The sequence below is a fragment of the uncultured Victivallis sp. genome, assembly GCF_944391105.1.
Taxonomy (GTDB): domain Bacteria; phylum Verrucomicrobiota; class Lentisphaeria; order Victivallales; family Victivallaceae; genus Victivallis.
Map to the genome: position 1 here is coordinate 22,721 of NZ_CALXSK010000001.1, position 12,615 is coordinate 35,335.

The following is a 12,615-nucleotide window of genomic DNA, read 5'->3' on the forward strand; positions in this document are numbered from 1 at the left end:
CTCCCCTTTCAGATTGAAACTCAAATGCAATTGTTTAAAATACCATGGAAAAGGGAAAAAGTAAAGTCGCCCGGTTGAAAAATCCCCGGTACGCCTGTATAGTGGAAAAACGTTACACCATGAAATCTCCGGCGAGAGGAAACTGCGATGTCCGGCAAACGACGCGGTGCGATTCAGAAAATTCGCAGAAGCATCCGCTTCTACTATTTGAAAATCATGCGGAACAACGGCTCTCCGGAATATATCGCGCGCGGGGTTGCGGTGGGGATTTTCATCGGATTCTTTCTGCCGATCGGAGTGCAGTCGCTTCCGGCGATCGCACTGGCATGGCTGCTCAAGGGGGCGAAGATTCCGGCATTTCTGCTGACGTTCCACAGCAATTACGTCACGTCGTTCTTCTTCTACCCGGTGCAGTGTTACGTCGGAAGCTGGCTGCTGCTCAATCCGCTGCGCTGGCGGGTGCTGACGGAGAAACTCCATTCGCTGGTCGAAGAGCCGTCGCTTGCAGCGTTCTTCGAACTCGGGACTCCGCTGGTGCTCTCGTTTTTCGCGGGGGGACTCTTTTTCGGAGTGCTCACGGCGATACCCGGCTACCGTCTCACGGTCCGTCTGGTCCTCCGCTTCCGGGCGGAACGCGCGAAAAGACGGGCAAAAGCCACCGGAAAAAAGTTGTAAAAACGGCGTGGACGGTTATATTATGTTACGATTTCAGGCAGATCATTCAACGATAAGGATTCAAACGGCGTAATGATGACTTTGACCAGATACGGAATTCGGGAGTGGGGAAGCGCGCTGCTGGTCACGGTGGCGGTGCTGATCGGCTGTTATTTTCTGGGCAGATACGTCCATCCCGGCTGGGGATGCGGAGTCGGCGCGGCAGCGATCGTGGTGTTTGTCGCGTTTGCCGCATTTTTCCGGAATCCGAAGCGGACGATTCCGACGGATCCGAAGCTGCTGGTCGCCCCGGCGGACGGGGTGGTGCGCGACATCGGCGTGGTTGACGACTTCCATGTTCCTCCGTTCGAAGGGCGCGCGCTGCGGATCGGAATTTTTCTCTCTGTGCTGAACGTTCACGTGAACCGTTCGCCGGCGGAATTCGACGTGACGGGGAAACTCTACCGCGAAGGAGAGTTCCTCGATGCGCGCCACCCCGAGTGCGCAGTCCGGAACGAAGCGATGACCATCTCCGGAACCGCGAACGCCGACGGGAAGAGTTTCCCGATGGCCGTCCGTCAGATCTCCGGGAAAATCGCGCGTAAAATCGTCTGCCCGGTCGATCCGGGCCGCAAACTGCGGCGCGGCGAAGTTTACGGGATGATCAAATTCGGCTCGCGCACGGAACTCTATCTGCCGGTCGGCGAGTTCGACGTCAAGGTGAAAGTCGGCGACAAGGTCCGCGGAGGAGAAACCGTCATGGCCGTCGCCGCCAACGGCGGGAGCGACAACAAATGAAGCAGCGGTTCCGCAACCTGCTGAAAACGAACCGATGGCTCAAATATGTGCCGAATTCGCTGACGCTGTGCAACTCTCTGTGCGGATTTCTTGCGATTCTCATCACACTGCGGGCGTATGAGCGGGGGGTGGACCGGCTCGACGTATTTTTCTGGAGTGCGGTCATCATCTGCTGCGCGATGATCTTCGATTCGCTCGACGGGCTTGCCGCGCGAATCTTCAACGCGGCAAGCATGCACGGACTTCAGATGGATTCGCTCGCGGACATGGTGACGTTCGGCGTTGCGCCGGCGACGCTGGTCGCGGTCATGACTCACTCGCTGCGGACGCCGAACCACATCGGCCGCACGGAGGAGATCATCATCTATCTGCTCTGCTCGGTCTACGTCGGCGGCGCGGCGCTGCGGCTGGCGACCTACAACGTTCACGCGATGCTCGAAAAGAAATCCAGTGATAAATTCAGCGGACTGCCCTCCCCCGGTGCGGCGATCGGCATCTGCGCGGTGGTGGCCTACGCGTGGTCGTGTGACATCGATCTCACGAAATACGCGTTTCTGCTCCCGGCCTATGCGGCGATTCTCGGACTGCTGATGGTCAGCCCGATTCCCTACACGCACGCGGCCAAGTGGCTGCTCTCCGTGCGGCGCAACCGGAAACGGGAACTGCTGCTGGCGGCGATGCTGCTGGTGGTGGTGTTCTTCCGGTTCGGCGGGCTGGCCGTGATTGTGACACTTTATATTTTCGCGGGGCCGATTCTGGCGCTGTTCCGGTTCTTCCGCCGCCGGGCGACGGAGAAGGGACAGACGGCGGACGCGGATCCGGCTGGAAAGGCGGGTTGATTCATGCGTTTTCTCATCACCGGCGGAGCCGGTTTCATCGGCGGCCATCTGGTCGAAACTCTGCTTGCGGACGGGCACGAAGCGGTCGTGGTGGACGACTATTCGACCGGTTCGCCTCGCAATCTGGCAAAAGTCGCCAACCATCCGAAACTGCGGGTCATCGAAGCGGACATTCTGGAAAGTGCGGAACTGCTCGACGCGGAAATCGCGGCGTGTGACACGGTGTTCCACCTTGCCGCGGCCGTCGGCGTCGAACTGGTGGTCAAGGATCCGGTCCGCACAATCACCACGAATGTTCACGGCACGGAAAATGTGCTGAAACCGGCGGCGAAGTACGGTCGCCGCATCATCGTCGCCTCCACCAGCGAGGTTTACGGAAAATCCACGCATCCGGAATTCACCGAAACGGACGATCTGCTGATCGGGTCCCCGTACCATTCGCGCTGGTCGTACGCCTGCAGCAAACTCCTGGACGAGTTTTACGTCATGGCGTTTCACCGTGCGGTGAATCTGCCGGGGACGGTGGTTCGTTTCTTCAACACGGTCGGGCCGCGCCAGACCGGCATGTACGGGATGGTGATTCCGCGCTTCGTCGGGCGGGCGCTCTCCGGAGAGCCGCTGCAGGTCTACGGGAACGGGAAGCAGTCGCGCTGTTTCTGTCACGTCGCCGACGTGGTGCGTGCCCTGCGGCTGCTCGTCGACCGGCCGGAATCGTTCGGACGGATCTACAACATCGGAGGCCGCCGCTCGATCACGATTGCAGAACTCGCACAACTTGTGATCGAACGCACCGGGAGCAGCTCGAAAATCGAATATCTCTCCTACGACAAGGCATACGCCAAGGGATTCGAGGACATGATGCGCCGGATGCCGAACACCGGGGCGATCCGGCAGCTGACCGGCTGGCAGCCGGAACACACGCTCGAAGAGGTCATCGACGACGTGCGCGACTGCCTGCTCGCCGAACGACGCGGCTGAGCGGACAGACTCCACCACGCGTCTACTGCGAATCGGCTTTCCCCTGCTCTTCCGCGCGAACGTCGCGCGCGGTCTTGCGGTAGAAATGGGGACCGACAACCTTCGCGTAATAGGGATACCGTTTTTTCAGCGTTTCCGGGCAGTCCGGCTCGATGTTCTGGAATCTGCGATAGAACCAGAGATACTGATCCGGGTAGCGGCGGATGTACGATTCGGAGATCCGCATCAGGTCCTGAAGGACCTCGGTCTCGTCCCGGTACTCCGCAAACGGCTTCGGCAGATAGTCGGAGTGGGCGTAGACGCGCCCGTCCTCGTGGCGGACGCTCGTACCGTAGACGATGACCGCCGGGATGTCGTGCGCAAGGCAGTATTTCATGAGGTGCGCCGGGGCGGTGCTGCTCGGGACCGGCAGTCCGAAAAACTCGACGAAACTGCCGCCGTCGCGGACGCGGGTGTTCTGGTCGATCAGAGTGCCGACGCCGCGGCCTTCGCGCAACGCCCGGGTCGCGGCCCGAATCGCGCCGTTGGAGAAGATGATTTCAAGACCTTTGACCTTTTCGCGGTTGCCGCTGTTGAGCAGCCGGTTCAGATAGGGGTTGCGGACGGGTTTCGCGATGGCGACCATATCGACGCCGGCGTAATAGGGCGCCATGACGCCGGAGGCCTCCCAGCTGCCGAGATGGGGATTCACGAAGATGATCCGTTCATGTCGGGCGACGTGTCCCTTGAGCCGTCCGGTGATGTCTTCGGGAAGAACATAGCAGCGTTCGATGCGGTCCGGCCTGCCGTTAAGCCAGATAAATTCAGCCATGTTCAGTGCGAGATTATGAAGCGACCGTCCGGCGACGGCGGCGACTTCGGCGGAGGAGTATTCGGGGAACGCGGTTCGGATATTCGCCCGCACGAGCTTGCGGATCGAGGGGATGAGATTCATCGCACTGCCGCAAATCCACGCGACACCTTTGACCACGCAATAGGGCATGAGCCGCAGGAGTTTGTAAGGAATCAGAATCGCGAGATAAACCAGAAAATCCCGAATTTTCGTCAAGAAGCGCATTCCTCACACCTTTCTTCATAAGTTTGGACGGCGGAAAATATACACGCGGGGAGAATTTTTTTCCAGTCGAGGCCCAAAAAAAACGGCGCGGAAACCCGCGCCGTCAATCGCCACCGGAGAGTAATTACCGCCAGCTGACGATATCGTCATCCCTACCGGATCCGATACCTTCCGCCGCATTCCGACCACTATCATCGGTTCCATTCGGTCCCCAGGAATAAATTGCAACCTTTCCTGCAATGGATTTGTCGCTGTCATACGGCATTTCGATCCTATCGGCAAATTCGACATCAATCATGATGACATAACGATTGCCCCAGGGATCCCGCCAGAGATAAGGCAAATTTACTGTATCGGTGCCATCCTCGCTGGGATCATAACTGGGCTTCGGATCGAGGAACTGGATCCGGCGTTTGTTGATATTAAGGCTGCTCGAATTACTAAAGATAGCATTCTTGGGGTCAGACAATTCCACGATAAATCTATCATAAGCAGAGGTATTGGTGTCTCCACCGATTGTAATGAAGGTCTGTCCGGAAGCAGGTGATGGCATACCATAACTGGAATCCCCGGCTTTCACCATCTGCTGGTAGGTGTTTTCAACGCCTTTGAGCGCCATCATGATGGTGTTCATGTCGGCTTTGGCCTGGGTTTCGCGCCCCTTCTGCTGACCGAGCATGACCGCCGGGAGCAACAGGCCGGCGAGGATCGCGATGATGGCGATCACCACCAGCAGTTCCGTCAAAGTGAACGAATTTCGTGTTCTCATGATTCAAATTTCCCGTATTTACCAACTTCCATTTGTCAGGACACCGACAGCAGGTACACGTCCTTTATTGTATAGTAAGTTCTTTTTCGCGATTTTTCAAATCGCAATCGGCTTTTTTCTCGAAAAATCATCGGAAATAGAGGAAACGGCTTGACAAATTGCTTTTGGCCGGTTAGGTTATTCATCGGGTATCCTTGTGAATCCATTTGAAATACGATAGTTTTGTCATACGGAAGGGACAACCATGAAACAGCAGCGTTACAATTTTACGCTCACAGAACTGCTCGCGGTCATCGCAATCATCGCGATCCTCGCCGGATTGCTGCTCCCCGCGATCAACGGCGCGCGCGAGCGTGCCAAAACCGCCAAGTGCCTGAGCAATCAGAAACAGGCAACCTCGTTCATCAGCCTTTACATGAACGAATCGAATCAGCGCTTTCTTTCCTCATCCGAGACAGGAAATCAAAACATCTGGGGCGTGACGCTCTACTGGAAAAAGCTGAATCAGGATCCGAACGTGCTGCGCTGCCCCTCCTTCGTCAATTACAGCAATTCGAACGCGGCTGACGATAACACCCGGATCATCAGCGATCTGAATCAGACCTTCGGCGCCGTGTACACCACGTCGGCAGAAGGGTTTGACTTCCGCGGCACCAAGCACCTTTATGCGGGTAATATTCAGGTTTCCCCCACCGCGATGGTGATGGGTGGCTGCTCCATCTCGGGCACGACCGCCTCGCATCTGCTCAATTTGTCCGGCAGTTCCAACGGGCAGGCTTATCAGATTCATAACGGCAGAAGTTTCTGCAATTTCTTCTTTCTCGACGGTCATGTCGAAAGCCTGAATCCGGCGGAACTCTCGAACGGAAAACGGTACTATCCGGCTCAAAATGGAGACGGAGCCGTAGAAATTGCCGACTACACGTTTGCGACGGAATAAGACGTCGGATCAACAGGAGAAAACAAATGGCTGGAGTCAAACTTTACAACAAGACCGGGGACGCGAAGGCGGCCAAGATTCAGGAAGGGATCGAGAAGAAGTTCGGTTTTGTCCCGGAAGTGTTTCAGGCGATGGGGCGCAACGGAGATTTCCTTGACCTGGCCATGCGCATCGCCGAAGCCGCCGGCAAGGGACTTGATCCGAAGACCAAGGAACTCATCATCATCGCGGTCAGCGCGGTCAACGGCTGTGAATACTGCCTCGACGCGCACCGTTCCGCCGCCCTCGCGGCAGGCGTAACCGATGAGGAGATCACCGCCGCGATCGAAGTCGCCGCTTCGATCAGCCTCTACAACAACTTCAACAAGGCGATCAGCCTGAAGTCCGACCTGAAGTCAAAGTGAGGCTTGAAGCTGACGATCGACGCCGGATTTACAGAAAATCCGGCGTTTTTCTTTGTAAAAATTCCCTGCCCGGCTTGAAAAACTGCAGGTTCGGGGATATTTTAATCAAATCTGACAACGGTTCAGGTGGTTTCCGCTCTTTGTCCGGGCGGAAGGCTGCCGGACACGCAATTCTGAAAGGAAGAGAAAGATGGACAAGGCGAAGAGAAGCGAAATCATCAGCAAGTACGGCCGCAAAGAGGGCGATACCGGTTCCCCGGAAGTCCAGATCGCTCTGCTGAGCGCCCGCATTCTTGAGCTCACCGAGCACCTGAAAGCGAACAAGAAGGATCACAGCACCCGCCGTGGCCTGCTCGCGATGGTGAGCCTCCGCAAGAAGCTGCTGGCCTATCTGATGCGCGAAAATATCGCGAAGTACATTGAGCTCACCGACGCGCTCGGCATCCGCCGCGCGAAGTAATCGGGATCAATGCCGGAAAGAGCCGGGGTCGTGATGACTCCGGCTTTTTTTCTGCCCCGAAATTTCCGGACGCCGCTAAGAACCGGGAAAGGAACAACGTCTTATTGGCGTAACCTGACGGAATGCACTTCGGACAAGGTCACGGCGGAGGCATTCCGCGAATTCAATACGCAGGGAGGAGCATCGATGGGCAAAGCGGCGAGTTGGCTGACGGCAATGGTTCTGACACTTTCCACAGGAGCGGCGGAACTAATTCTTCCTCCGGAAGCGCTCGAACTCTTCGTGCCGTACGGCAAATATTATACGCAGTCCGTGATCTCGTACCGGGGAAACGCGATCCGGATCGGCAAAGTCCCCGGACTCCAGATCCAGTCGCTGTTCTGCCTCTCGGAGCTGAAGCCGGGCGGGCAGCGTTTGCGCTTCACGGGGCGGGCGTTCTCCCCGGAGAGCAGCGCCACCGTCACGCTCACCGCATTCGGTCTGCACCCGGTCGGGGGAGAGTGCAGCCAGACAAGTTCCCGGCGACAAAACAAGTTTCAATTCCAGCTCCGGCTTCCGGCCGATCAGCAGGGAATCGCGGAATTCCCTTTTCAGCTCGACCCGCAGAAACTGCTCTGCCTGGGGTGCGGCAAACCCCTGAATCATTGTCATGTGATGTTTGAACTTGTAATCGACAAAATTCCGCCGAAATTCAACCCGGATGAGTGGGGATTCGACCTCGCGGAAATCCGGCTGACCGCAACCTCGCCCCTCGCCGCCCGACTGCAGCCGGCAGGTCTGGCGGCTGAGATCGCGAAAGAGCAAAAGCGGTTTGACCGCTGGCAACAGGAGCATCTTGCCATTCTGAAACGTTATCCGGCGGAGAACCGGTTCGACGCGTCCGCTTATCCGGAGGAGAAGAGTTCAGTCAATCAGGGGATGCCGCCCGACGCGGTCTATCGTTATTTCACGGAAGCGGAGCTGCAACAGCTCAATCCGCTCTTTCAGGTGAAGAAACTCGCGGGATGGAACTTTTATCAGGAGAGTGTATACTGGCAGATCTTTCCGGAAATCGCCGGGTTCGAGAACGTGAACCGGGTGTTTCAGCGCGCAGGCGTTCTCTATGGCTGCGCACCGTATCGGGTCGCGCGCTGGAATCCGGGCGAGGCGAAATGGGAGTATCTGTCGGACGAGTGGAGACACCGCCCGGTCAAAACCTTCCCCGATGCGGCGGAGGAGATTTTCATCGAAAACAATACGGGGCGCCGTCTCTCCGATTACAGCGAAGTGAAGCTGCCCGCCCGTTCGCGGCACGAGTATGCGACGGCGGGGAAACGGACATTCCTGATCGCCCCGGGCCGGAAAGTTCTGCTCGTCGGAGCGGCCGATTTCTCCAACCCGCAGCCGCTGAAACTGCCGCTGCCGCAGATTTCCGGGGCAAGGGCCGTCGAGATCCGCAACCTCTATCCGTGCGCGGACCGGGAACGGCTGCTCGTGGAGTACACGGCATTTCTGCCGAACAACGCAACTCCGGTGCTGATGGAGCTCGACGCCGCCACTCTCACGCTCACGCCGAAACTTCCGGCCATCGCGGGGAATTACCACTTGCAGCTCCAGGAAAACAACTGGAGCTTCCTCTCGGGAATCGGAATGCTATTCGACCCCGGCAAAGGGCAGCCGCTGGCCATGCTCCGGGACGCGCCGCCTTTGCCGGAGGAGGCCGGAGTGACGCTTCCGCGACTCGGAATCACCGCCCGGCAGGCGAAAGCGCTGCGAAAGTCGCTGCGGATCGGAGTCTATGCCGTGGCGGATGTGCCCGGCGAACAAGGGCTGGTCTGGCTCAACCTCGTCAACCCGGCGGAATCGCTGCGTTTCTTCGGATTGGAACAGCGGCAGAATCTCGGTTTGAATGAGAATGGAACAGCGCTTCTGGCCGTAATGCCGGACGGGGTTTACGAGATCCGGCCGAAACAGCAGAGAAAAATCGTCTTTTTTTCGGGAAACGGCGATTTTTCGCATTGATTTGCCGATATTTCACATTCCAAATTACAAAAGAGACTGTATATTGTATCAGAATGCGCAACTTATCATAAAAAGGAGGATATGAATATGAGTGCGATTCCGCGTCCGGAATATCCCCGCATGCAATTTCGTCGAGAAGATTCCTGGATCAATCTGAACGGAAGCTGGCGCTGCCGGTTCGACTTCGGAAAAACCGGCGTCGAACGGAGCTGGCAGACCAAAACCAGCACCTATGACCGGGAGATCATCGTGCCGTTCTGCGTGGAGAGTTCGCTCTCCGGACTCGGCTACACGGACTTCGTCGAGTCGCTCTTCTACGCCCGGCGCCTGACCGTTCCGGAGGCGTGGAAAGGCAAAACCGTGCTGCTCCACTTCGGCGCAGTCGAATATGCCGCGACGGTCTGGATCGACGGGGTTGAGGCCGGACGCCATCAGGGTGGATCCGCAAGTTTCACGCTTGACGTAACCGAATTTGTAAAGCCGGGCGTCGAACAGGAACTGGTCGTCCACGTCCTCGATGAACTCCGCTCCGGCTGCCAGGGCGGCGGCAAGCAGTCCTACGCCCCCTACTCCGCCGGCTGCCACTACACCCGCGTGACCGGGATCTGGCAGACGGTCTGGATGGAGGCCGTCCACCCGGCGGCGCTCGCCTCCTGCCGCATCACTTCCGCGATCGAATCCGGAAAATTCTCGGTCGAACCCCGTTTCCGGCTCGACCGGCGCGGATACACATTCACGGTGATCGTCGGAGCGGAAGGGAAGGAACTGAACCGCGTAAGCGGTCCCGCCGTGACCGGATTTCCGATGGAGATCGCGGTTCCCTCGCCGCGGCTCTGGTCGCCGGATGATCCGTATCTCTACGACCTCACGTTTGAACTGTGCGACGAAACCGGCGCACAGATCGACCGGGTCGAAAGCTACGCGGGGCTGCGCAGAGTGCACATCGAGGGAAATCGCGTCTACCTGAACAATCAGCCGATCTTCCAGCGGCTCGTGCTCGATCAGGGTTTCTACCCGGACGGGATCTGGACCGCCCCCTCCGACGAGGCGCTGCGCCATGACATCGAGCTCTCGATGGCGGCGGGATTCAACGGCGCGCGTCTCCACCAGAAGGTGTTTGAAGAGCGCTTCTTCTACTGGGCGGACAAACTCGGTTATCTGACCTGGAACGAATATCCGAGCTGGGGACTGAGCTGGGCGCTGCCGGAAGCGCGCTACCGTTATCTCGACGAGTGGCTCGAAATCGTCGAGCGCGACCGGAACCATCCGTCGATCGTGGCGTGGAGCCCGCTCAACGAAAGCGTGCATCCGAGCGATGAGTGCCTTGCCGTGGCGTTCTCCGCACCCGGGTCGCTCGAGATGTACCGCACGTTCATCCGGAACATCTATGACCGGACCAAGGCGCTCGATCCGACCCGCCCGGTCAATGATTCGAGCGGTTACATCCACGCGAAAACCGACCTCTGGACGGTGCATCCGTACCGGGCGACGGCGGCCGATCTGAAGGCGGCGATCCGTCCGGCGGACTCCGAGGTGATGATCCATGCGCCGAAATACGAGTGCGCCTACGCGGGCCAGCCGTATGTGATCGATGAATGGGGCGGCTTCAAGTTCATTCCGGAGTCGCGGCGCGCGACGACGCAGGAAGGCTGGGGATACCATGGCATCGACCTCAAAACGCCGCAGGAGCTCTGCGCGAAAATCGAAGAGCAGGTCGATGTGATGATCAACGATCCGGGCATTGCGGGTTACTGCTACACGCAGCTTACGGACGTCGAACAGGAGGAGAACGGCGTCTACTGCTATGACCGCACTCCGAAGGTTCCGGACGGCAGCCTGAAGCCGATCTTCAGCAAGAAGCCGGAATGGTCCATCTGAACAGGACGACTCCTCAACGGCTCCCCGCATTCCGGGGGGCCGTTTTTATTTTGCGCGGGCCCGGGAAAAATGACGACGAACTTCCTTCCGGGCAACAGGAAAACGCGGAAAAACAACGCGGGAAACTTGTAATCATGGGAAAGCGTGGTATTGTACTTTCAGGAAGAGAAAAGGGTGATGTCCATGAAGATCAGCGTCCGAAACGTCGCAAAAGTTCTCCTCTGGACAGGGATTTCCTGGGTATGGCTGCAGGGAACAATGATCGTGTTCGCCCTCTATCTGGCGCTTTCGACGGCTTTGAACGGCGGGCATCCGTGGCCATGCAACGCCCTGCTGATCGTCGGAGTGATCCCGCTCGTGATCGCGGGGGCCCTGGGGGCGGGAATCCTTCTTTTCGCCCGGATGTTCATCGACCTCCGGACATTGTTCCGCTGCCGGGAGTTCTACATGGGAATCGGAATCACGCTTGTCATCTGCGCGGCGATGATCGCAGCGGCAGTTCTCATCTCATAAACGGGGCGTACGGAATGTCACCGGAAAGACCGCAGAGTGATCCGGCAGGCTCCCGGAGACGAGCGGGGTGCGTCTCAGCCGAACTTCTCCTTGCAGAAGAGTTCCGGTTTTCCACCCGGTTCCGTCGCAGAACAGCAATGATCGGAAGGGATGAATCATCAGGAGTCCGCAGCCGAGGTGTATCTTCACCGCGGCGGAACGTTCCTTCACAATCGCCGGAATGGATTGCCGATCGAATCGGCCGGTTCAAGATTTTTCGAAGCAAAAGCGGCAAACAACAGGCGGGAACTCATTTGATTCCTCGCACTTTCGTGATATAGTAAAACACGATACAGGATCATCACATCACCTTCATGCCAAATCGGGAGAAAAATAAAAAATGAAGAGCGATCTGCCGGATTTCATGCTGCGCGCGGTTTTCAAAGAACCGGCCATTCAACTCGTGGTCGGGAATTTCCGGGAACTTGCGTCACAGGGAATCGTCCGCCACGACGCGGATCCGGTAGCCGGCAGACTTCTGGCGGAAGCGCTCTCCTCGGCGGCGCTGATGACCGCACTGCTCAACGACGGCGAACGCTACTCGATCCGGATCGGCTGCACCGGGCCGCTCGGCGCGCTCGTCGTGGATGCAAAGTCCGATGGAGCTGTCCGCGGCCTCGTGCAGAACCCCCACGTGATGGAGAACGCCGACTCGGTTGAAGTCGCCTGCGGCGAAGGGGGCGCGGATGTGAAGCTGACCCGCTCGAAAGACGGTAAAGTTCTCAGTTCCGGCGAGTCCCGCAGCAGTTTCATCCTGCCGGGCTCGGCGCTCGGGTACCATCTCTCGGTCAGCGAGGAGCATGAAACCGAGATCCGTTGCGAAATTGAACTGCGGGCCGAACCTGCCGATCCGGTCAAAGCCGCTTTCGGTGTGCTGATTCAGGTACTGCCCGGCTGCGACCTTGCGGAATTCGACCGGATTCGGACCCGGCTTCAGATGTCGGAAGCTGGTGAAATCATGAGAAACTGCATGGGGAAACCCGAAGAGGGACTCCGCGTGCTTCTCGCCTTCCTGCTCGAACGGCTTGAATTGCCGGAATTCGCTCTCCGTACACTCCCCCCCGCGCGGTTCGAATGCGGCTGTTCGGCGGAATCGCTCAAAAAGGCGGCTCTCCAGATGCTCGGGAGGGAGGAGATCGAAAAACTGCTCGCGGAAAATCCGAACCCCACGCTGCAGTGCCACTTCTGCAATGCGAAGTATCACTTCTCAGCGAACGATCTGCTGTAACACTCCGGCCGCTTTTCCATCCGCGGAAAAAAATGCTCTTTTTTTCTTTCCGGCACT

Annotated in this window: 13 protein-coding genes; 11 read left to right on the forward strand and 2 right to left on the reverse strand. The window is 58.0% G+C overall.

Features of this window, described 5'->3' with window-relative positions; translation table 11 throughout:
- Positions 1-147: 147 nt before the first annotated feature.
- From Q0K10_RS00080 to Q0K10_RS00095, 4 genes are all read left to right on the forward strand, one after another.
- Positions 148-675: a DUF2062 domain-containing protein gene (locus tag Q0K10_RS00080; protein WP_294501535.1), complete on the forward strand. Its 528-nt coding sequence runs from the start codon at positions 148-150 to the stop codon at positions 673-675.
- 72 nt (positions 676-747) lie between these two features.
- Positions 748-1,452 carry a phosphatidylserine decarboxylase gene (locus Q0K10_RS00085; protein ID WP_294501537.1) on the forward strand — a complete coding sequence of 235 codons (705 nt, stop codon included), beginning with the start codon at positions 748-750 and terminating at the stop codon, positions 1,450-1,452.
- On the forward strand, positions 1,449-2,291 hold the full coding sequence (locus Q0K10_RS00090) for a CDP-alcohol phosphatidyltransferase family protein (RefSeq protein WP_294501541.1): 843 nt from the start codon (positions 1,449-1,451) through the stop codon (positions 2,289-2,291). The genes Q0K10_RS00085 and Q0K10_RS00090 overlap by 4 nt, the downstream gene beginning before the upstream one ends.
- Before the next feature lie 3 nt (positions 2,292-2,294).
- Positions 2,295-3,269: an NAD(P)-dependent oxidoreductase gene (locus Q0K10_RS00095; RefSeq protein WP_294501543.1), complete on the forward strand. Its 975-nt coding sequence runs from the start codon at positions 2,295-2,297 to the stop codon at positions 3,267-3,269.
- Between the two features lie 22 nt (positions 3,270-3,291).
- On the opposite strand, the gene Q0K10_RS00100 is transcribed toward Q0K10_RS00095, so the two are convergent.
- The gene (locus tag Q0K10_RS00100; RefSeq protein WP_294501545.1) at positions 3,292-4,317 is read right to left on the reverse strand and encodes a hypothetical protein; all 1,026 of its coding nucleotides are present in this window, start codon (positions 4,315-4,317) and stop codon (positions 3,292-3,294) included.
- 133 nt (positions 4,318-4,450) lie between these two features.
- Positions 4,451-5,095, reverse strand: coding sequence for a prepilin-type N-terminal cleavage/methylation domain-containing protein (locus Q0K10_RS00105; protein WP_294501547.1), 645 nt, complete (start codon positions 5,093-5,095; stop codon positions 4,451-4,453).
- Between the two features lie 244 nt (positions 5,096-5,339).
- Between Q0K10_RS00105 and Q0K10_RS00110 the strand changes: the two genes are divergently transcribed.
- From Q0K10_RS00110 to Q0K10_RS00140, 7 genes are all read left to right on the forward strand, one after another.
- Positions 5,340-6,035 carry a prepilin-type N-terminal cleavage/methylation domain-containing protein gene (locus tag Q0K10_RS00110; protein ID WP_294501549.1) on the forward strand — a complete coding sequence of 232 codons (696 nt, stop codon included), beginning with the start codon at positions 5,340-5,342 and terminating at the stop codon, positions 6,033-6,035.
- Between the two features lie 26 nt (positions 6,036-6,061).
- A complete protein-coding gene (locus tag Q0K10_RS00115; RefSeq protein ID WP_294477870.1) occupies positions 6,062-6,439 on the forward strand; it encodes a carboxymuconolactone decarboxylase family protein in 378 nt (125 codons plus the stop codon).
- A gap of 190 nt (positions 6,440-6,629) precedes the next feature.
- The gene (gene rpsO, locus Q0K10_RS00120; protein ID WP_294501552.1) at positions 6,630-6,899 is read left to right on the forward strand and encodes a 30S ribosomal protein S15; all 270 of its coding nucleotides are present in this window, start codon (positions 6,630-6,632) and stop codon (positions 6,897-6,899) included.
- Between the two features lie 186 nt (positions 6,900-7,085).
- Complete coding sequence (locus Q0K10_RS00125; RefSeq protein ID WP_294501553.1) at positions 7,086-8,900, forward strand: hypothetical protein; 1,815 nt, start codon at positions 7,086-7,088, stop codon at positions 8,898-8,900.
- 87 nt (positions 8,901-8,987) lie between these two features.
- On the forward strand, positions 8,988-10,778 hold the full coding sequence (locus Q0K10_RS00130) for a glycoside hydrolase family 2 protein (protein WP_294501556.1): 1,791 nt from the start codon (positions 8,988-8,990) through the stop codon (positions 10,776-10,778).
- A gap of 183 nt (positions 10,779-10,961) precedes the next feature.
- The gene (locus Q0K10_RS00135; RefSeq protein ID WP_294501558.1) at positions 10,962-11,291 is read left to right on the forward strand and encodes a hypothetical protein; all 330 of its coding nucleotides are present in this window, start codon (positions 10,962-10,964) and stop codon (positions 11,289-11,291) included.
- A 379-nt stretch (positions 11,292-11,670) separates the two neighbouring features.
- Positions 11,671-12,558, forward strand: a complete 888-nt coding sequence (locus Q0K10_RS00140; protein ID WP_294501561.1) for an Hsp33 family molecular chaperone HslO — start codon at positions 11,671-11,673, stop codon at positions 12,556-12,558.
- The last annotated feature ends 57 nt before the right edge of the window (positions 12,559-12,615 follow it).